The organism is Streptomyces sp. NPDC054849 (assembly GCF_053610945.1).
The window spans coordinates 67,903-86,672 of record NZ_JBSGZI010000021.1 but is presented as its reverse complement, the minus strand read 5'-3'; the positions used below and the strand labels follow the sequence as shown (position 1 = coordinate 86,672).

Here is an 18,770-nt window from a genome sequence, read left to right as displayed (position 1 = left end):
ACCTGCCGCGGGCGGGGGGGGCGCCGCCCCGGTCGGGGGCGGCGGGCAGGGTCCCGATGGCGAGTGCGGCGGCCGCCGCCGCGGTCGCCAGGCGGATTCGGGCACGGCTCATGGCAACTCCTGTGACGGAGAAGGGGGATCACCCTGGTGGTGGCAGGGTGCGGAGCGAGTGCTGCCCGTTCGACCGATGCAGACGGTCCAGCACGGTGTGTGCCTCGGCCATGACGCGGGAGACGAGCTCCGCACACGACGGGAGATCATCGATCACTCCCGCGACCTGGCCCGAAGCCATGACGCCGAGGTCCGTACGGCCCTCGACCATGGACGCCTTGAGGAGCATGGGGGTGTTCGCAGCGAGCAGGACCTGGCTCCAGGACAGGTCCTTGCCGTGTTTCATCGCCAGGCCGTCGCGGACCATCTGCGGCCAGCTCAGACCGGACAGTTTGCGGAAGCCGGCCGCGTGCCGGACCGCCCGGGCCAGCGCCCGGGTGCGCCCCGCCCGCTCCAGGGAGTCGACCAGCGCCGTGCGCAGCATCCGGTGCGGCAGGCCGTCGACGGCCGTGGTGACGGTGACGTCCCCGACCGTGGCCTGCAGGTACCGGGCCTTCACGGCGTCCGGGACGGTGGAGTCGGAGGTCAGCAGGAAACGGGTGCCCATGGCGATGCCCGCGGCCCCGTACGACAGCGCTGCGACCAGGCCGCGCCCGTCGCAGAACCCGCCCGCCGCGACCACCGGGATGTCCACGGCGTCCACGACCTGCGGCAGCAGCACCGTCGTGGCCACGTCCCCGGTGTGGCCGCCGCCCTCGCCGCCCTGCACGATCACCGCGTCGGCGCCCCAGGCGGCCACCTTCTCGGCGTGCCGTCGGGCCCCGATCGACGGGACGACGACGACGCCCGCGTCCTTGAGCCGCCCGATCAGCTCCCTGGAGGGCGCGAGGGCGAACGAGGCGACCCGTACCCCCTCCTCGATGATCAGCTGTGCGCGCTCGGCCGCGTCCCCGGCGTCCGCGCGCAGATTGACCCCGAAGGGGGTCCCGTCCGGGATGCGGGACTTGACCTCGCGGACCGCCGACCGCAGCTGGTCGACGGTCATCGTCGCCGAGGCCAGGATCCCCAGGGCCCCCGCGTTGGCGGCGGCCGACACCAGCCGGGGTCCGGCGACCCAGCCCATGCCCGTCTGCACGAGGGGGTGCTCGACCCCGACCAGTGCGGTGAACGCCGTCTCCATCGGATCAGCCCCGTACTTCCCGGTCGCGCAGGCCCCGGGGATCGATGACTTCACGGATCAGGCGCAGCTCCTGCGCGGTCGGCTCCCGCGTGCAGGGGACCTCGCCGGAGAACGCCAGCGCGAAGCCGGTGGCGGCCTGGACCTGGTCGGTGGTGACCCCGGGGTGGACGGAGGCCAGGCGCATCGAGTGGCCGGGGCCGGCGAAGTCGAGGACGCCGAGGTCGCTGACCACCCGGGGCAGCCGGTGGTGGCGGGTCACTCCGGCGGCCCGGGCGCGGTCGTAGCCGACGCCGCTGACCATGTCGACGCGCTCCACGAAGACCCGGGGGGAGTGCTTGGGCACCCAGTAACTCACCGGGTTGTTGAGGGTGTTGACGGGGGCGCCGCGTACCCCCAGGAGCTGACGGGCGGGCCGCTCCCAGTCGCCGATGCAGGAGATGTTCTGGTTGCCGTACCGGTCGATCTGGCTCGCGCCCATCATCACGTGCCGCCTGCCGCCGGTGACCATCGTCAGGTGGCGCCGGTACGGGAGCCAGCCCTCGGCCGTGCCGTCGAGTCCGACGAGCGTGGCCTCGCCGTCGGTCAGGAGCAGGTCGGGGGAGAAGGTCCGTTTGGCGAGCCGGGCCCCGAAGGAGGGGATCAGGCCCATCGGGCTGGCGAGCACCTCGCCGTTGTCGCGCCAGGCCTCGGCGCAGGCGATCACACAGTATTCGGCGCGGGTGACGGTCGCGGTGCTCACTTCTGCTCCTCGTGCCAGGTCCGGACGGCGCACTGGTAGTCGTGCTCGCTCGCCCCCGAGAGGAAGCGCGCGGCGAACTCGGGCCAGGGGGTGGTCGCGTAGAGCCTCTGGAAGGCCTCGTCGCGGTCGTGGTCGGGGACGCAGGAGGTGAAGTGCGCGCCGTTCGGGGTCTCGACGACCCCGGTGACGTAGTGGCGGCTGACGAGGAGGGACTGCAGGGGGCCGGCCTTGGCGAGTTCGGCGGTCTCGACGAGCCGTTCGCAGGAGACGTAGGCGGCGTCGGCGGCCTCGCAGAACAGGTCGTCGAAGTACGGGTCCGGGCCCAGGTACTGGGCGTTGCCCAGGCGGTCGGCGCGGTTCAGGTGGACCAGGGCGGCGTCCATGCGCAGGGCGGGGACGGCCACGAGCTCCTCGCCGTCGGCGTAGGGGGAGGTGACCGTACGCAGCTCCGGGTTGACCCGCATGACGTCGGAGCCGAGGCCGGCGCGGACGGGGAGGAAGGGCAGCCGGTTGGCGGCGGCGTGCAGGCCCCACATGAACATGGCCTCGTCGAGCTCGGTGAGGGTGAAGGCGGCGCGCTCGCGGGCGGCCCGGAAATGGGGCTCCAGCGGGATGGAGTCGAGGGTGGCGAAGGGGGCGACGAGTCTGCGGATGCGGCCCGCGGCGGCCAGCAGGCCGACGTCGGGGCCGCCGTACGAGATCACGGTGAGATCGGTGATCTCGGACCGGAGCAGTGCCCGCACCAGCGCCATGGGCTTGCGCCGGGACCCCCAGCCGCCGATGCCGATGGTCATCCCGCTGCGCAGCCGCCCGACGACCTCTTCGGGGGTGAGTGTCTTGTCGGTCATGCGCGCTCTTCCTTCCCGAAGGTGTCACGGACCCGGTCGGCGATCCCGCTGAGGTTGGCCTCGAAGGTGAAGCCCTGCTCGAAGCGGTAGCTGCGGCGCACGTCCACGGGGTCGATCCCGTTGATGGCCGCTTTGGCCAGCCGGGTCAGGTAGCCGTCCTTCCTCGCTATCTCGGCCGCCAACTCCAGCGCGGCCGAGCGCAGTTCCGCGCGCGGGACCACCTTCCAGACCGAGCCGTGCGCGTGCAGTTCGGCGGCGGTCGCCGTGCGCGAGGTGTAGTACAGCGCGCGCATCAGGTGCTGCGGGACCAGCCGGGCCAGGTGGGTGGCGGCGCCGAGCGCGCCCCGGTCCAGCTCCGGCAGCCCGAACGTGGCGTCGTCGGAGGCGACGATCGCGTCGGCGTTGCCGACGAGGCCGATGCCGCCGCCCAGGCAGAACCCGTTCACGGCCGCGACGACCGGCACCTCGCACTCGTACACGGCGGCGAAGGCCTCGTAGCAGCCCCGGTTGGCGCCGAGGAGGGCGGTGTGCCCGGTGTCGCGCTGCATCTCCTTGATGTCGACGCCGGCGTTGAAGCCGCGGCCCTCGGCGCCGAGGACGACGCACCGGACCTCGGGATCGCGGCCTGCGGCGCGCAGCGCGTCCGCGAGGTCGTACCAGCCCTGCACGGGAGTTGCGTTGACGGGTGGGAAGTCGACTGTGACGAGTGCGATGCCCTTGTCCGGGCGTGAGGTGGAGACACCCATGAGCGGATCAGCTACCTTTCCACCAAACATTTGTTAGGTGAGGAAGGTAGCAGCCTATGGAGTTCGACGGGAGGGTTGTCGTCGTCACCGGCGGGACCCGGGGCGTCGGCGCCGGGATCGCCCGGTCGTTCCTCGCGGCGGGGGCGGACGTCGTCGTCTGCGCACGGCGGCCCCCGCGGCAGCCGGTGTCGGCCGGCGGACGCACGGCCTCTTTCACCGCCCTCGACCTGCGCGACCCCGCCGCCGTGCACGACTTCTTCGGCGCGGTCGCACGGCGCCACGGGCGGCTCGACTGCCTGGTCAACAACGCGGGCGGGACCCCGTACCGGCTGCTGGAGGAGAGTGAGGCGCAGCGCCACGCGCGGGTCGTCGAGCTCAATTTGACGGCGCCGATGACGGCCTCGCTGGCCGCTTATCCATGGCTGCGCGAGGCGCGGGGCTCGGTGGTGATGATCGGCAGCGTCAGCGGGACCCGGCCCTCGCCGGGGACGGCGGCGTACGGGGCGGCGAAGGCGGGGCTGGAGAACCTGGGCCGGTCCATGGCCGTGGAGTGGGCGCCCGAGGTCCGCGTGAACTCGCTGGTCCTGGGCATGGTGCGGACGGAGCTGGCGCACCTGCACTACGGAGACGAGGCCGGGGTCGCGGCGGTCGGCGCGACCGTCCCGCTGGGACGGCTGGCGGAGCCCTCGGACGTGGGGGAGGCGGCGGTGTTCCTGGCGTCCGGCCGGGCGGCGTACGTGAGCGGGGCGAGCCTGCTGGTGCACGGGGGCGGAGAGCGCCCGGCGTTTCTGGATGCGGCAACTGTGAACAAGGGGAGTTGAGATGGCGGGACTGTGCGAAGGCCGGGTCGTGATCGTGACGGGCGCGGGGCGGGGGCTGGGACGGGCCCACGCGCTGGCCTTCGCGGCCGAGGGGGCCCAGGTCGTCGTGAACGACCTGGGGGTGGGACTGGACGGACTGCCGGGGGCGGACGGCCCGGCGGCGCAGGTGGTCCGGGAGATCGAGGCGCTGGGCGGGGAAGCCGTGGCGCACGGCGGGGACATCGCCACGTCACAGGGCGCGTCCTCCCTGGTGGAGACGGCGCTCGGCGCATTCGGCCGCCTCGACACCCTGGTCAACAACGCGGGCTTCCTGCGGGACCGGATGCTGGTCAATCTGGACGAGGACGACTGGGACGCGGTCGTGCGGGTGCACCTGAAGGGGCACTTCCTGCCGCTGCGGTCGGCGGCCGTGTGGTGGCGGGCGGAGGCGAAGGCCGGCCGGCAGGTGGATGCTCGGGTGGTCAACACCTCCTCGGGGGCCGGCCTGCTGGGCTCGGTCGGCCAGGGCAACTACAGCGCGGCCAAGGCGGGGATCCTCGGCCTCACGATGGTCGCGGCGGCGGAGATGGGCCGGTACGGGGTCCAGGTCAACGCGATCGCCCCGGCGGCCCGGACCCGGATGACCGAACGGACCTTCGCCGAGACCATGGCCGCCCCGGAGGAGGGCGGCTTCGACGCGATGGCCCCGGAGAACGTGTCCCCGCTGGTGGTGTGGCTGGGCGCCGACGCCTCGGCCGGGGTCACGGGGCGGGTCTTCGAGGCGGAGGGCGGGCGGATCACCGTGATGGAGGGCTGGCGGCCCGGCCCCGCGGCGGACCGGGGAGCGCGGTGGACGCCGGCGGAGGCGGGTGAGGCCACGCTGAAACTCCTGACCGCGGCGCCGGCCCCGCTGCCGGTGTACGGCGCGCGGTAGGCCGGGCGGGCGGCCGGGCGGCCTGGCGGGCGGCTCACGGAGGCGGGCGGCGGGCGGCCCGGCGGGTGGAGTCGGCCACGGTCCGGCCGCGCGGGAATCGCGGCCGGAGCCGGTTTCGCTTCGCAGGTCAGGGCCGGGCCGGCCGCTAGGGTTCCTGCTCCGGGACATGAGCAGAAGGGACCTGATGCGACGATGGCCGTTACCCCGCCCCCGCCCCCGCCCCCGCAGAAGATCACCACGTTTCTGATGTTCGAAGGGCGAGCCGAGGAAGCGATGAGCTTCTACCTCTCGCTCTTCGACGACGCCGAGGTGCTGTCCATCAGCCGCTACGGCCCCGATGAGACCAAACCCGGGGCCGGAGCCGAGGGAACCGTGCAGCACGCGACCTTCTCCCTGGCCGGGCAGCAGTTCATGTGCATCGACAGCTCGGTCCACCACCAGTTCGGCTTCACGCCCGCGATGTCGCTCTACGTCCAGTGTGCGGACGAGGCCGAGATCGACCGCCTCTACGGCGCGCTCGCCGAGGGGGGTGAGGCGCTGATGCCCCTGGGCTCGTACGGGTTCAGCCCCAGGTTCGGCTGGGTGAACGACCGCTTCGGCGTCTCCTGGCAGCTGAACGTGGCGCCGCCGCCGTCCGCCGGGCGGTGATCCTGCCGGACCCCTGGCCATGGCCCGAGGTCCGGCCCGGAACGAAGCGGGCCCGGCCCCCTGGCGAGGGGTCGGGTCCGGGTCTTCGTCGGTGCGGTGGGATATGACTACCCGCTACGTCCACTCGCTGAACCGCGACGGGCCCATCATGTTCCCGGCTTTCCGGGTCAGGAGAGCTTGCCGTTGTAGTCCGGGAGCTTGACGGTGCGTTCGGCGTGGCCTCCGACCAGGTCGGTCGGGCTGTTGCCGATGTTGGCGATGATCGTGTAGCCGCGCGCCTCGATCTCCGCGCGCTTGCCCGTCTTGTAGGCGCTGACCTCGTCGAACAGGTCGGGCAGGTCACGGACGTAGAGCCCGGTGATCGGGTAGCCGACGGCCTTGAGGTTGTGCTCGGTCAGGGAGTGGATGATCCCGGGGCGGGCGGTGACGAAGAAGACGGCGACGCCGCGCGCGTGTGCGTACTGGGTCAGGGCGCGGACCTTGGTGATCGCGGGGGTCGGGAAGGTCCAGAACCAGTGGAAGTCCGTCTCCAGCGAGGTGTTGTCGATGTCCAGGACGAGCGCCGGCTTCTCGCCGGGGGGCGAGGCGGCGATGCGCTGCTCGATGGCGGGGCGGGCCGCGTCGACGACGGCGGCCACCTCCCGCTGCCAGGTCGCGTAGTCGATGCCGAGGATCGCCGCGTTGCCGCCGGGTGCGGAAGCGGTCACGGACACCGGTGCGGTCGCGGACACGGGCGCGGTCGCGGAAACCGGTGCGGCGGCGGGGGCCGCGTGGGCGGCGGTGGCCGGAACCAGCGTCAGGACGGCGGCCGCTGCGGCGACGCCGGCGGCGGTACGGGGCATACGGGTGCGGCGGGTACTGCGCATGGGGGGCGCTCCCTCGGTCACGAATTGGCATGTACGTGACCAGAGTTGGCGAGAATCGCACCCATGTCTACTGGCCGGTAGGAAACTTTTCGCGGCCGGGCGGTGAACGGCGTCAGCTGATGCAGTCGAGGACGGTGTGGCAGAGACCGCACCGCGCCCGGAGCCGCCCGCGCACCGGCACGCGCAGCCGCTGCTCGCACACCGGACACGGGAAGCTCACGTGCAGACCGGGCTCGCCGCCGCCCTGTTCGAACCGGTACGCCGACCCCTCCGCCGGCATGACCCCGGTGCGGCGCGCCTTCGCGTACCGCCGCCGCGCCAGCGGGCCGGCGGCCGCCAGCGGGGCCCGGCGGTGGTCCCGCTCGGCCAGCGTGCGCCCGCGGACGTACGCCTCGTACGCCTGGGGGCTGGTGAACCAGGGGGACGGGTCCTCGCCGAACAGGGCGGCCCGTTTGGCGAGGACGTAGCCGAACTCCTCAGGTGTCAGGTAGCCGAACTTCTGGTGTGTGAGCCCGTCCTCGCGATAGGCGTCGAGCAGCAGCCAGCCCGCCCCCAGGTACGCCGCGGCGGTGTCGGTGAGGATCTCGTTCTCCGCGGCGTCCGGGAAGCCGAGGTCCAGCCGGTGCAGCAGCACGTGGGCGACCTCGTGGGACAAGGCCGCGGCCAGATCCCGGCGATGCGTGCGGAAGCGGTCGCTGACCTCGATGAAGTACTCGGGACCCGCGGCCAGTTCCACCGTGGCCGCCTGCTCCATCGGCCGGAAGGCGACCACCATGCGCGCGTCGGGCAGCCGGAGCGCGCGCACCATCGCGGCGGCCACGCGCTGCGCGCCCAGGTGCAGGTCGTCGGTGGCGTCGAAGGCGGCGTCGGCGGGAGTGAAACTCGCGTCGTACGCACGGATCCCGTCGGCCGAGAGCCGCCGGAAGAGCGCCGTGATCGAGGCGCGCACCGTCGCCAGATGTGGAAATCCGTGCTCGATCGGGCCGCCCGGCCCGCTGTTCTGCGTCATCGGGTCCCCTTCGCCGCAATCCCTGCTGTCCGAGCCGGGAGTTGGCCGAAAATGCGTTCTTGATGCCCGCCATACCCCTGATGTGTCATGGACCCGTCATTCACCCGATGACGCGCACGGCCCAACCCCCCACGAAAGGCAGTGTGTTGACTGTGAGCACCCTTGTGCGGTTCATGAAGCGCACCCTCGCCGTCGGCGCGGTCGCCCTCGCGGCCGTCAGCCTCCAGCCCGGCACCGCCAGCGCCGGCACGGCACCCGTCGTAGGCGGCACCCGGGCCGCCCAGGGCGAGTTCCCCTTCATGGTGCGCCTGTCCATGGGCTGCGGCGGCGCCCTCTACACCCAGCAGATCGTCCTCACCGCCGCCCACTGTGTGAGCGGCTCCGGCAACAACACCTCCATCACCGCGACCGCCGGAGTCGTCGACCTCAACAGCTCCAGCGCCATCAAGGTCAAGTCCACCAAGGTCCTGCGGGCCCCCGGCTACAACGGCACGGGCAAGGACTGGGCCCTGATCAAGCTCGCCAAGCCCATCAACCTGCCCACCCTCAAGATCGCCGAGACCAAGGCCTACGACAACGGCACCTTCACCGTCGCCGGCTGGGGCGCCACCCGCGAGGGCGGCGGCCAGCAGCGCTACCTCATGAAGGCCACCGTCCCCTTCGTCTCCGACGCCGACTGCCAGGCCGCGTACGGCGGCGACCTCGTCCCCGGCGAGGAGATCTGCGCCGGCCTCCTGGACCAGGGCGGCGTCGACACCTGCCAGGGCGACTCCGGCGGCCCGATGTTCCGCCGCGACAACGCCGGAGCCTGGATCCAGGTCGGCATCGTCAGCTGGGGCATAGGCTGCGCCCGCCCCGACTACCCGGGCGTCTACACCGAGGTCTCCACCTTCGCCTCCCAGATCAAGAGCGCCGCGGCGAGCATGTAGCACACCCTCGTCCTTCCGGCCGGGCGCGAACCGGCCGGAAGGACGAGGCGCCGCATCCCGCACGCCCGGCGGACCGCAGGGCCACAACGCCGCCGTCCCCGCCTCGCGACACCCATCCGGCGGTTCGTTGCGCGGGTACCGGGCGACCCCCGCCCCGGTCCCGGGGGAGGCGGCCGGAGGCGGCAGCGGGCGCCCGGCCGGACAGAACGCACCACGCACCGTCACCGTCACCGTCACCACCTTCGACCTCGACGAGCACGAGTACAGGTACGAGTACGTCCACGCGGCGCTCCACGGCGGAGCGTCCGGCCCCCCCTCCTGCAAGACGCAGACACGGCCCTGCTGGTTGAAGCCGTCCGGGCGACGGCCGTCGGCGACTCCTCGTCCCGCAGGCCCTCACCGTGCGACTGCCGGGCGCAACCCCCTGGACCAGGACCCCGGTCACCGAGGCCCGCCGCCCCGCGGAGCCCTGACGCAGCGGGCGGGAGCGCGAGGTCGTCCGCTGCTCGCGCGCGGGCCGACCGACGCCGAGATCGCCGCCCGGGCCGGGGAAAGCGGTCTGTCCGCCGCCTCGGCGTGACCCGCCGCCCCCGGCCTCACGCCGCAGCGGCGGCAGATCCAGCCTCGCCGGCGTGTGAGGCGCGGGGTCCGAGGCGGATCCGGGGAGACCGGCAGCCGCCCCGCACCGCGCAGCCGCAGCCGCAGGCCCCCCGTACCCCCACCCGGGCACCGCCCCACGTCTCGGCCCCGCCTCGACCGCCACCGCGGTCCGGGTCGGCCGGCGCACCGTCCCCGCAGGTCTGGAGGTCCGCAGCGCCGACGGCGGCGGCCGCCTCGCCAACCTCTTCGAGAGCGCCCGCGGCGGCGACGGCATCGTGGGCACGGCCGACCGCACCGGGGCCCCGGCGTCTCCCTCACCGCCGACCCGCCCATCCGGCGGCCGACGCTACTGCGACCACACTCCCTACCCCAGCGCGATGGCTCGCAGTGCCGCCAAATGCCGCTGATAGACGGTCCGGCCCTCGGGCGTCAGTGAGATCCAAGTGCGCACGCGCCGCCCGACCCGGCCCTTGCGGACCGCCACCCAGCCCGCCTCCTCCAGCGCCGCCACCTGCTTGGACAGCGCCGAATCGGTGACCTCGACCAGATCCCGCACGAAACCGAACTCGGCCTTGTCCAGCGGAGCCAGCGCCGCCACCACCGACAGCCGTACGGGCGCGTTGAGCAGCGGCGCGAGGTCGTGCCGCGGGTGGGGGCTGCGCTTCGCCTCCGCCGCGCCCTCCCCGTCCGCGTCCGCCTCCGCGGCGCCGGGGACCTCCTCGTCCGTCATGCCGCGCTCCTCGTCTCGGACCAGGCCCCGACGGCGAGCGGCAGCGCACACCCCAGCGCGGCCACCACCGCGAACGGCACGCTGCGGCCGAAGACCGTGCCGCCGAGCGCGACCGTCAGGGCGAAGAGCACCGCCCACGACCCCAGCAGCACTCCGTGCTTCACACCGAACCCCCGGCGGACCACGCGCTGCCGCGCCGCGTACACGCTCAGCCCGGTCACGAGGGTCGTGTTGGCCGCCGCGAACACCAGCGCCGACGTGAGGCCGTGCCACAGCACGGCCATCGGTACCAGCACCAGCTGCCCGGCGGCGAACGCCCACAGATAGCGCGCGTACCAGCCGCTTCGCTCCCGCGCGGCCTTCTCCAGACCGGCCGCCCGGCCCAACGCCCCGGCCGCCTCCGACGCCTCGTGCATGGTTCCCCCTCGTCACATACGGATGATCAGTTCATCGGTCGCTTTCCACTCTGGCGTTTACTTTCCACTTCTGCAAGTAGTTGTGGGTTCGGCATCCGTGGAGCGCCCCCGCAGCGCCCCGGAGCGCCCCCGGAGCACCGGCGGAGCACCGGCGGGGCCCGCCGGAGCACCGGCGGGGCATCCCCCGGAGCACCCCGCGGCCCGTCCCCGTCTCACAGGCCGACTGCCTGAGGAAACACCGGCCACAGCCACGTATTCTCGGGAACCATGAACATCAGCGACCTCGACAACGGCACAGGCACGGGCAAAGGCCCCGGCGACATCGACGAGAACGTCACCGCCGAACTCGCCCGCCTGCGGGACAGCATCGACAACATCGACGCGGCCGTGGTCCACATGCTCGCCGAACGCTTCAAGTGCACCCAGCAGGTCGGCCACCTCAAGGCCAGGCACCAGCTGCCCCCCGCCGACCCGGGCCGCGAGGCCAGCCAGATCGCCCGGCTGCGCCAGCTCGCCGAAAACGCAAAACTCGACCCCGCGTTCGCCGAGAAGCTCCTCAACTTCATCATCGCCGAGGTCATCCGCCACCACGAGACGATCGCCGCGGGCGAAGAGTAGAAGCCCAGAGCAGAAGCTCGGGGTCCGGCCGCCCCCTGGGGCAGCATGGGCCCCATGTCCGCACTGACGCGCAACGAAGCGCAGCTCCGAGCCCGACTCCTCGACGTCCACCACTACGCCGTCACCCTCGACCTCACCGGCGGCGACGACACCTTCGACTCCACCACCGTCATCCGGTTCACCGCCCGCACCGCCGGAGACACCTTCGTCGAACTGAAGCCGGACGAACTGCGCTCCGCCACCCTCGACGGCCACCCCCTCGACCCGGCGGCCCTCGACGACAACCGCCTCCCGCTCACCGGCCTCACCGAAGGCCATCACGAGCTGCACCTCGACACCCGCATGCGCTACTCCCGCACCGGCGAGGGCCTGCACCGCTTCACCGACCCCGCGGACGGCCAGACGTACGTCTACAGCCAGATGTTCATGGACGACGTCCAGCGGGTCTTCCCCGCCTTCGACCAGCCCGACCTCAAGGCCGTCTTCGAATTCACCGTCACCGCCCCCGCCCACTGGACCGTCCTCGCCAACGGCGTCACCACCCGCACCGGCGACGGGCACACCGGCGACAGCGGCGTCTGGCGCTCCGCGCCCACACCCGCCATCTCCACCTACCTCGCCGCCGTCGCCGCCGGCCCCTGGCACAGCATCCGCACCGAACACGCCGGACTGCCCTTCGGCATCCACTGCCGCCAGTCCCTCGCACCCCACATGGACGTCGACGCCGAGGAAATCCTCTCCCTCACCAAGGACTGCTTCGACCGATACCAGGAGAAGTTCACCGAGCCCTACCCCTTCGACTCCTACGACCAGGCCTTCGTACCCGAGTTCAACGCCGGCGCCATGGAGAACCCGGGACTGGTCACCTTCCGCGACGAGTTCATCTACCGCTCCGCCGTCACCGACACCGAACGCCAGTCCCGCGCCATGGTCATCGCCCACGAGATGGCCCACATGTGGTTCGGCGACCTCGTCACCCTCGCCTGGTTCGACGACATCTGGCTCAACGAGTCCTTCGCCGAGTACATGGGCTACCAGACCCTCACCGAAGCCACCCGCTTCACCGATACCTGGACCGACTTCGGCGTCACCCGCAAGCCCTGGGGCTACGACGCCGACCAGCGCCCCTCCACCCACCCCGTCGCCCCCGCCCCCGACGACGTCCCCGACACCGCCTCCGCCCTCCTCAACTTCGACGGCATCTCCTACGCCAAGGGCGCCTCCGCGCTACGCCAGCTCGTCGCCTGGCTCGGCGAGAAAGACTTCCTGGCCGGCATCAACACCCACTTCGCCCGCCACAAGTTCGCCAACGCCTCCCTCGCCGACTTCATCGACTCCCTCGCCGCCCACACCGAACGCGACGTCCGCGCCTGGGCCGACATCTGGCTGCGCACCACCGGCATCGACACCCTCACCCCGCGGATCGAGGAAACCGCCGCAGGCCACGAAACCGCCGCAGGCCACGAAGGCGCCGCCGGCTGGACCCTCACCGTCGACCGCCGCGGCAGCCGCCCGCACCACATCACCGTCGGCGTCTACGACCACGACCCCGCCGACAGCCGGAACCTCGAACTGCGCAAACGCCTCGACCTCGACATCCCCACCGACGAGATCGTCTCGGCCGGCGGCGCCCGCCCCGCACTCCTCCTCCTCAACGACGGGGACTTCACCTACGCCAAGGTCCGCCTCGACGAAACCTCCGTCCAAACAGTCCTGCGCAACCTCTCCGGCATCCCCGACGCCCTCAGCCGCGCCGTCGTCTGGAACGCCCTGCGCGACATGGTCCGCGACGGCGAACTCGCCCCGCTGGACTACCTGCTGACCGCCGAGGCGCACCTGCCCCGGGAACACGACCTGGCCATCGTCCAGGGCGTCCTCTCCTTCACCCGCACCCAGGTCGCCGACCGCTACGTCGCCCCCGAGGAGCGGCCCGCCGCACTCGCCACCCTCACCGCCCTCGCCCGCGACCTGCTGCGCACCACCGAGGACGGCTCGGACCCCGGCCTGCGGCTGACCGCCGTACGCACCCTCATCGACAGCGCCACCCAGCCCGACACCATCGACTCCTGGCTCGCCGAGGACGCCGTCCCCGGCGGCCCCACACTCGACCCCGAACTGCGCTGGCGCATCCTCGCCCGCCTCTCGGTCCTCGGCACGATCGAAGAAGCCGACATCGACGCCGCCCTCGACGCCGACCCCAGCGCCACCGGCCAGGAAGGCGCGGCCCGCTGCCGCGCCGCACTCCCCACGCCGCAGGCCAAGGCCGCCGCCTGGGACCGGCTCTTCCACGACGACAGCCTGTCCAACTACCTCTTCAGCGCCACCGCACAGGGCTTCTGGCAGCCCGAACAGACCGACCTGGTCCAGGAGTACGTGACCCGCTACTACCCGGAAGCCGTCGCCCTCGGCGCCCGCCGCGGACCGGCCATCGGCGAAGCGGCCGGCCGCTGGGCCTTCCCCGCCTACGCCGTCGACGAGGCCAACCTCCAGGCCGGCCACGCCTGCCTCACCGACCCGGACATCCTCCCGCTGCTGCGCCGCAAGCTCGTCGACCAACTCGACGACCTGGCCCGAGCCCTGCAGGTCCGCGCCGACTGACCTCCTCCCAGGGCGGACGCCGCGCTCATCGACCCGGCCGCCGCATCATCCGGCCCCGCCGGCGCTCCAGGCGCGGCGTCCGGGGCCGAGACCGGTCCCGAAGCCCCGCCGGCACTTGAGATGCGGGGCCGGGCCGAGACCGGCCGGGCCCCGCACCCGACGGGCGGGTAACCCGAACGGGATCGACCGTAAAACACGGACAAACCCCGGCGGTTACCCCATTCGGGTCTGATCGTTGTACTGGCCGGGTGCCCGCCCCGCACCCGGCCACCCCCGGAGGACCCGATGACCGCGTCGCCCGGCCCACCGCCCCCACTCGCCGGCGGAGCCAACGGCCCCACGGCCCTGCGGCCCCTCATCGACACCGTCCTCGACGCCCTGCACACCGGAGCCCGCGCCCGCGGCGGCCCCCTGCCCGCCGGCGGCCCGGACGCCCAGGCCGCCCACGTCCAGGCCGCACTGGGCGACGTACTGCCCGCCCACGGAACCGGCGACCACGAAGCCCTGCGCACCCTCGTCCACGCCCTGGCCGCAGGCGCCGCCGACCCCGCCGACCCCCTCTGCGCAGCCCACCTGCACTGCCCGCCGCTCGCCGTCGCCGCCGCCGCCGACCTCGCCGCCAGCGCCCTCAACCCCTCCCTCGACTCCTGGGACCAGGCCCCCGCCGCCTCCGCCGTCGAAGCCCTCCTCACCCGCACCCTCGCCGCCGAGTTCTACGACACCCCCCACGCCGACGCCCTCGTCACCACCGGCGGCACCGAAGCAAACCAACTCGCGCTCCTCCTCGCCCGCGAACGCCACGGCCCCCGCCTCACCGTCCTGCACGGAGCGAACGCCCACCACTCCGTCCCGCGCGCCGCCTGGCTCCTCGGCCTCCCGCCCGCCACCACCCTCCCCACCCCCACCGGCACCCTCGACCCCGCCGACCTCGCCCGCGCCCTCGCCGCCACCCCCGGACCCACCCTCGTCACCGCCACCGCCGGCACCACCGACGCCGGACTCATCGACCCCCTCCACCACATCGCCGACCTCTGCGACCGCTACGGCGCCGACCTCCACATCGACGCCGCCTACGGCGGCCTCCTCGCCCTCAGCCCCCGCCACCGCGACAAACTCGCCGGACTCGGCCGCGCCCACTCCCTCACCATCGACCTCCACAAACTCGGCTGGCAACCCGTCGCCGCAGGACTCCTCGCCGTCCCCGACACCGCCCTGCTCGCCCCCCTCGCCCACCAGGCCGACTACCTCAACGCCACCGACGACACCGAAGCCGGCCTGCCCGACCTCCTCGGGCGCTCCCTGCGCACCACCCGACGCCCCGACGCCCTCAAGATCGCCACCACCCTGCGCTCCCTGGGCCGCGACGGCCTCGCCCACCTCATCGACCGCACCTGCGCACTCGCCCAGCAGCTCGCCGGCCTCCTCGACGCCCACCCCGGCTTCGAACTCCACGCGGCACCCACCATCAGCACCGTCCTCTTCCGGCCCACCCACGCCGACGACGACCAGCTCGCCACCCTGCGCCGCACCCTCCTGCACGAAGGCCGCGCCGTCCTCGGCCGCACCCACGCCGACGGCCGCCTGTGGCTCAAAGCCACCCTGCTCAACCCGCACACCACGGCGGGGGACCTGGACACCCTGATCGCCCTCCTGGAAGGCAGAACCCACCGATGACCGCCCAGCTCGATGCACCCCACGACCTCGTCGGAATCGGCATCGGCCCGTTCAACCTGTCCCTCGCGGCCCTCGCCCACGGCCTGCCGCAGCAAGGAGCCGGCGAACTCGCCACCGCCTTCTACGACCAGCGCCGCGACTTCCGCTGGCACCCCGGCCTCCTCATCGACGGAGCCACCCTCCAGGTCCCCTTCCTCGCCGACCTGGTCACCCTCGCCGACCCGGCCAGCCCCTGGAGCTTCCTCAGCTACCTCAAGCACAAGGAACGACTCTTCCCCTTCTACTTCGCCGAGCAGTTCCACATCCACCGCGCCGAGTACGACGCCTACTGCCGCTGGGTCGCCGGCCGCGTCCCCGGACTCCACTTCGGCCACCAGGTCGACGCCGTCCGCTGGAACCCCGAACGCGACCTCTTCGAAATCGACTACACCCAGCTCGACTCCGCCGGCGAAGCCGAAGCCCTCGGCCGCACCCACACCCGCAACCTCGCCCTCGGCATCGGCACCGCCCCCTACATCCCCGAACCCCTGCGCCCCCTCGCCGCAGCCCCCACCGTCCCCGTCATCCACTCCGCCGACTACCTCGACAACCGGCAGCGCATCCTCGGCGCCGACCACGTCACCGTCATCGGATCAGGCCAGTCAGGCGCCGAAGTCTTCCTCGACCTGCTCCGCGCCCGACCCGCCGGCCGCGAACGCCTCACCTGGCTCGCCCGGACCCCCTCCTTCGCCCCCATGGAGTACTCCAAGCTCGGCCTCGAACACTTCACCCCCGACTACACCCGCTACTTCCACTCCCTCCCCGAACCCGTACGCGACCGGCTCGTCCCCGCCCAATGGCAACTCCACAAGGGCATCGACGCCGACACCATCGCCGCCATCCACGACGAGCTCTACCGCCGAACCCTCCACGGCGGCTGGCCCGACGCCGTCCTCACCCCCGGAGTCAGCGTCCGCACCGCCGGCCGCGTCGCCACCACCAAGGTCGAACTCCACCTCGAACACGTCGAACAGGGCGCCCGCTCCCGCCTCACCACCGACGCCGTCGTCCTCGCCACCGGCTACCGGGAACGCCCCCTCGACAGCCTCCTCGCAGGCCTCGACCCCTACCTGCGCAAGGACTCCTCCGGCCGCCCCCGCATCGACGACCAATACCGGATGATCCTCGACCCCACCGTCACCGGCAGCGTCTTCGTCCAGAACGGCGAACGCCACACCCACGGCGTCGGAGCCCCCGACCTCGGCCTCGCCGCCTGGCGCAGCGCCGCCATCCTCAACACCCTCACCGGCAAGAACCCCTACCCCCAGCCCGAGCGCACCGCCTTCACCACCTTCGGCCTCGAACAGCGGGAACACACCCGCCCCCGCCCGGCAGGCGAACTGCTCCCGCTCGTCGAACACCCCTGACCGCCCGCCCCACAACCACACCCGCCCCACCCGGCTGCGGCGCTCACCCTGCCGCCTGCAGCCCCCCACGCAGACGGCCGGGACCCGCCACAGCAGACCCCGGCCGCACACCCCGCCAACGGACGACTAGAACACCGGCACGCCCGCCCGCGTCAGCCGCCAGTCCACAGACGCGAACTGCACCGGGTCGATCGTCCCCTTCGCCTTCACCCACTGGATGATCGTGTTGCGGATCTCGTCCGAATTCGACCACAGCTGCCTGGCCTGAGGCACGTGCGGGAAGTTCCCGCCGCCCGACGCCCGATAGTTGTTCACCGCCAGCACGAACTGCGCCGCCGGATCCACCGCCTTCCCCTGGAACGACAACCCCGAGATCCGCGAACCCGCCGGCTGCGCTATGTCGATGTCGTACGCCAGCCCGTACACGGCGTCGTAGTTGTAGTCCGGGATGCCCTCGGCATTCGTCAGCTTCGCCGGATCCACCGCATCACCCGACGCCGTCCGCACGAAGTACCGCGCCGAGTACTCGAGGTAATCCTTCAGCTGCGCACCCGTCAGCAGCCGCGCCTCCATCGTGTTCTCGAACGGGTACAGACCCGCCGCATCCCTGATCGTCACCTCCCCGGCCGGGATCGCCGCCGTCCGCGAGAAGCACGAAGCCTGCGACAGCACCGGCAGCGACGCCCACTCCGTATCCGCCAGAGCCGCCTTCACCGTCTCCGCCTGGACATGGTTGATCAGATCGATGATCGCCACGTCCTTGACCGGCCCCTCCGCCGAGGACATCGCCTGCGTGGACGTACCGATCACCTGGTTCACGTACGCCACGACCTTGCGGTGCTCGTCCGACAGCAGCCGCGTGATCTTCGGATCCTCGGCCACCGTGTTGGAGTTCAGCACCTTCGCCGCGACCTTCGCCACCGACCAGCGGCCCTTCGCCCACGTCAGCTCGAAGTCGAACAGCGTCAGCCGCTGCCCCCACTTCAGCGGCTCCGACAGCACCACGTCCTTGCCGGTCGCCTTGTTCTGCACCCGGTACTCGGCGATCTCCGTGTGCGCGTGCCCCACCAGGATCGCGTCGATCCCCGGCACCTGCTCCGCCACCAGAGCGGCCGCATTCTCGACGTACGGCAGCTGATCCCCGTACGACGACGTCCCGCTCGACCCGGAATGCGCCGACACGATCACCACGTCCGCACCCATGGAACGCAGCCGCGGCACGTACTTCGCCGCCTGCTCCTCCAACCCCGGGAACGTCATCTTCCCCTGCACGTTCGCCTTGTCCCACAGCGCGATCCCCGGGTTCGTCAGCCCCAGCACCGCCACCTTCACATCCGGCCCGTGCGGAGTCCGCAGCCGGTGCATGCTGTACGGCGCGAACGCCGGCCGCAGCGTCTTGGCGTCCAGCGCGTTCGCCCCCAGCAGCGGGAAGTCGCACTGCTCCTCGAACTTGCGCAGCACCGGAATCCCGTAATTGAACTCGTGGTTGCCCAGCGCCGCCGCGTCGTACCCGATCGCGTTCATCGCCTGCGCCATCGGGTGCACCGGGCCCCGCCGCGCCGTGATCGGGTCCACCTTCGCGTAGTAGTACGACAACTGCGTGCCCTGGATCGTGTCACCCGCGTCGATGAGCAGCGTGTTGCACCGCCCCTTCTCCGCCCGCACCTGATCCACCAGCGTCGAGATCTTCGCCAGACCGACGTCGTTGTGCGCCTTGTCGTCGAACTCCTTGTCCGTGAAGTAGTCCCAGTTGAAGACATTCCCGTGCAAGTCGGTCGTGCCCATCACCGTGAACGCATACGTCCGGGGCCGCGGCCCCTTCGCCTCCTGCGCGGCGGAAGCCGGGGTGCTCGTGGCCCCCGTCAACGCCACGGCCGCCCCGGTCGCAGCCGTGGTCCCCAGAAACGTCCTGCGGTCGAACGCCATGCCATCTCCCTCTTCAAGGCCTGAACAACGCGCGTAGATTCTGACCCACCGC

General features: G+C 72.3%; 17 protein-coding genes. 8 read left to right on the top strand and 9 right to left on the bottom strand.

Annotated elements, in window-relative coordinates; translation table 11 throughout:
• Positions 1 to 139: 139 nt before the first annotated feature.
• From ACWGIF_RS12720 to ACWGIF_RS12705, 4 genes are read right to left on the bottom strand one after another with little or no spacing between them, the layout of a single operon-like run.
• On the bottom strand, positions 140 to 1,231 hold the full coding sequence (locus ACWGIF_RS12720; protein WP_453495248.1) for an NAD(P)H-dependent flavin oxidoreductase: 1,092 nt from the start codon (positions 1,229 to 1,231) through the stop codon (positions 140 to 142).
• Between the two features lie 4 nt (positions 1,232 to 1,235).
• Entirely contained in the window at positions 1,236 to 1,970 is a 735-nt protein-coding gene (locus ACWGIF_RS12715) for a CoA-transferase subunit beta (protein ID WP_453495198.1), read from the bottom strand.
• Entirely contained in the window at positions 1,967 to 2,818 is an 852-nt protein-coding gene (locus ACWGIF_RS12710; protein WP_453495195.1) for a CoA transferase subunit A, read from the bottom strand. The genes ACWGIF_RS12715 and ACWGIF_RS12710 overlap by 4 nt, the downstream gene beginning before the upstream one ends.
• Positions 2,815 to 3,564 (bottom strand): enoyl-CoA hydratase family protein, encoded by a 750-nt coding sequence (locus ACWGIF_RS12705; protein WP_453495192.1) that lies wholly within the window; start codon positions 3,562 to 3,564, stop codon positions 2,815 to 2,817. Before ACWGIF_RS12705 ends, ACWGIF_RS12710 begins: the two co-directional genes overlap by 4 nt.
• A gap of 56 nt (positions 3,565 to 3,620) precedes the next feature.
• Here ACWGIF_RS12705 and ACWGIF_RS12700 point away from each other — a divergent pair, with 56 nt between their 5' ends.
• The 3 genes from ACWGIF_RS12700 (at position 3,621) to ACWGIF_RS12690 (ending at position 5,946) form a co-directional block, all read left to right on the top strand.
• Positions 3,621 to 4,385 (top strand): SDR family oxidoreductase, encoded by a 765-nt coding sequence (locus tag ACWGIF_RS12700; RefSeq protein WP_453495189.1) that lies wholly within the window; start codon positions 3,621 to 3,623, stop codon positions 4,383 to 4,385.
• A 1-nt stretch (position 4,386) separates the two neighbouring features.
• Entirely contained in the window at positions 4,387 to 5,298 is a 912-nt protein-coding gene (locus tag ACWGIF_RS12695) for an SDR family oxidoreductase (protein ID WP_453495186.1), read from the top strand.
• 192 nt (positions 5,299 to 5,490) lie between these two features.
• A complete protein-coding gene (locus ACWGIF_RS12690) occupies positions 5,491 to 5,946 on the top strand; it encodes a VOC family protein (protein WP_453495183.1) in 456 nt (151 codons plus the stop codon).
• 167 nt (positions 5,947 to 6,113) lie between these two features.
• Here the strand turns inward: ACWGIF_RS12690 and ACWGIF_RS12685 are convergent, their stop codons facing one another.
• Both ACWGIF_RS12685 and ACWGIF_RS12680 read right to left on the bottom strand, forming a co-directional pair.
• The gene (locus ACWGIF_RS12685; RefSeq protein ID WP_453495180.1) at positions 6,114 to 6,812 is read right to left on the bottom strand and encodes an HAD family acid phosphatase; all 699 of its coding nucleotides are present in this window, start codon (positions 6,810 to 6,812) and stop codon (positions 6,114 to 6,116) included.
• 112 nt (positions 6,813 to 6,924) lie between these two features.
• Positions 6,925 to 7,821, bottom strand: a complete 897-nt coding sequence (locus tag ACWGIF_RS12680; protein WP_453495177.1) for a hypothetical protein — start codon at positions 7,819 to 7,821, stop codon at positions 6,925 to 6,927.
• Between the two features lie 173 nt (positions 7,822 to 7,994).
• Between ACWGIF_RS12680 and ACWGIF_RS12675 the strand changes: the two genes are divergently transcribed.
• Positions 7,995 to 8,750, top strand: a complete 756-nt coding sequence (locus ACWGIF_RS12675) for a serine protease (protein ID WP_453495245.1) — start codon at positions 7,995 to 7,997, stop codon at positions 8,748 to 8,750.
• Between the two features lie 964 nt (positions 8,751 to 9,714).
• Here the strand turns inward: ACWGIF_RS12675 and ACWGIF_RS12670 are convergent.
• Together ACWGIF_RS12670 and ACWGIF_RS12665 are read right to left on the bottom strand one after the other, a co-directional pair.
• Positions 9,715 to 10,080 carry a transcriptional regulator gene (locus ACWGIF_RS12670; RefSeq protein WP_453495174.1) on the bottom strand — a complete coding sequence of 122 codons (366 nt, stop codon included), beginning with the start codon at positions 10,078 to 10,080 and terminating at the stop codon, positions 9,715 to 9,717.
• Entirely contained in the window at positions 10,077 to 10,496 is a 420-nt protein-coding gene (locus tag ACWGIF_RS12665) for a hypothetical protein (protein ID WP_453495171.1), read from the bottom strand. Before ACWGIF_RS12665 ends, ACWGIF_RS12670 begins: the two co-directional genes overlap by 4 nt.
• Before the next feature lie 267 nt (positions 10,497 to 10,763).
• On the opposite strand from ACWGIF_RS12665, the gene ACWGIF_RS12660 reads away from it, so the two are divergent.
• The 4 genes from ACWGIF_RS12660 (at position 10,764) to ACWGIF_RS12645 (ending at position 16,792) form a co-directional block, all read left to right on the top strand.
• Positions 10,764 to 11,114, top strand: a complete 351-nt coding sequence (locus ACWGIF_RS12660) for a chorismate mutase (protein WP_453495168.1) — start codon at positions 10,764 to 10,766, stop codon at positions 11,112 to 11,114.
• A 45-nt stretch (positions 11,115 to 11,159) separates the two neighbouring features.
• Positions 11,160 to 13,712 carry an aminopeptidase N gene (gene pepN, locus ACWGIF_RS12655; RefSeq protein WP_453495166.1) on the top strand — a complete coding sequence of 851 codons (2,553 nt, stop codon included), beginning with the start codon at positions 11,160 to 11,162 and terminating at the stop codon, positions 13,710 to 13,712.
• Positions 13,713 to 13,997: 285 nt separating this feature from the next.
• A complete protein-coding gene (locus ACWGIF_RS12650; RefSeq protein ID WP_453495163.1) occupies positions 13,998 to 15,386 on the top strand; it encodes a pyridoxal phosphate-dependent decarboxylase family protein in 1,389 nt (462 codons plus the stop codon).
• Positions 15,383 to 16,792 carry a lysine N(6)-hydroxylase/L-ornithine N(5)-oxygenase family protein gene (locus tag ACWGIF_RS12645; RefSeq protein ID WP_453495160.1) on the top strand — a complete coding sequence of 470 codons (1,410 nt, stop codon included), beginning with the start codon at positions 15,383 to 15,385 and terminating at the stop codon, positions 16,790 to 16,792. Before ACWGIF_RS12650 ends, ACWGIF_RS12645 begins: the two co-directional genes overlap by 4 nt.
• Positions 16,793 to 16,918: 126 nt before the next feature.
• Here ACWGIF_RS12645 and ACWGIF_RS12640 read toward each other — a convergent pair whose 3' ends face one another.
• Positions 16,919 to 18,718 carry a bifunctional metallophosphatase/5'-nucleotidase gene (locus ACWGIF_RS12640; RefSeq protein ID WP_453495157.1) on the bottom strand — a complete coding sequence of 600 codons (1,800 nt, stop codon included), beginning with the start codon at positions 18,716 to 18,718 and terminating at the stop codon, positions 16,919 to 16,921.
• Between the last annotated feature and the right edge of the window lie 52 nt (positions 18,719 to 18,770).

What these genes read in the sequence shown, in the direction of transcription:
- ACWGIF_RS12720 (WP_453495248.1), bottom strand. Translation starts at nt 1,231, where the DNA reads ATGGAGACGGCGTTCACCGCACTGGTCGGGGTCGAGCACCCCCTCGTG.
- ACWGIF_RS12710 (WP_453495195.1), bottom strand. Translation starts at nt 2,818, where the DNA reads ATGACCGACAAGACACTCACCCCCGAAGAGGTCGTCGGGCGGCTGCGC.
- ACWGIF_RS12705 (WP_453495192.1), bottom strand. Translation starts at nt 3,564, where the DNA reads ATGGGTGTCTCCACCTCACGCCCGGACAAGGGCATCGCACTCGTCACA.
- ACWGIF_RS12700 (WP_453495189.1), top strand. Translation starts at nt 3,621, where the DNA reads ATGGAGTTCGACGGGAGGGTTGTCGTCGTCACCGGCGGGACCCGGGGC.
- ACWGIF_RS12695 (WP_453495186.1), top strand. Translation starts at nt 4,387, where the DNA reads ATGGCGGGACTGTGCGAAGGCCGGGTCGTGATCGTGACGGGCGCGGGG.
- ACWGIF_RS12690 (WP_453495183.1), top strand. Translation starts at nt 5,491, where the DNA reads ATGGCCGTTACCCCGCCCCCGCCCCCGCCCCCGCAGAAGATCACCACG.
- ACWGIF_RS12685 (WP_453495180.1), bottom strand. Translation starts at nt 6,812, where the DNA reads ATGCGCAGTACCCGCCGCACCCGTATGCCCCGTACCGCCGCCGGCGTC.
- ACWGIF_RS12680 (WP_453495177.1), bottom strand. Translation starts at nt 7,821, where the DNA reads ATGACGCAGAACAGCGGGCCGGGCGGCCCGATCGAGCACGGATTTCCA.
- ACWGIF_RS12675 (WP_453495245.1), top strand. Translation starts at nt 7,995, where the DNA reads ATGAAGCGCACCCTCGCCGTCGGCGCGGTCGCCCTCGCGGCCGTCAGC.
- ACWGIF_RS12670 (WP_453495174.1), bottom strand. Translation starts at nt 10,080, where the DNA reads ATGACGGACGAGGAGGTCCCCGGCGCCGCGGAGGCGGACGCGGACGGG.
- ACWGIF_RS12665 (WP_453495171.1), bottom strand. Translation starts at nt 10,496, where the DNA reads ATGCACGAGGCGTCGGAGGCGGCCGGGGCGTTGGGCCGGGCGGCCGGT.
- ACWGIF_RS12660 (WP_453495168.1), top strand. Translation starts at nt 10,764, where the DNA reads ATGAACATCAGCGACCTCGACAACGGCACAGGCACGGGCAAAGGCCCC.
- pepN (WP_453495166.1), top strand. Translation starts at nt 11,160, where the DNA reads ATGGGCCCCATGTCCGCACTGACGCGCAACGAAGCGCAGCTCCGAGCC.
- ACWGIF_RS12650 (WP_453495163.1), top strand. Translation starts at nt 13,998, where the DNA reads ATGACCGCGTCGCCCGGCCCACCGCCCCCACTCGCCGGCGGAGCCAAC.
- ACWGIF_RS12645 (WP_453495160.1), top strand. Translation starts at nt 15,383, where the DNA reads ATGACCGCCCAGCTCGATGCACCCCACGACCTCGTCGGAATCGGCATC.
- ACWGIF_RS12640 (WP_453495157.1), bottom strand. Translation starts at nt 18,718, where the DNA reads ATGGCGTTCGACCGCAGGACGTTTCTGGGGACCACGGCTGCGACCGGG.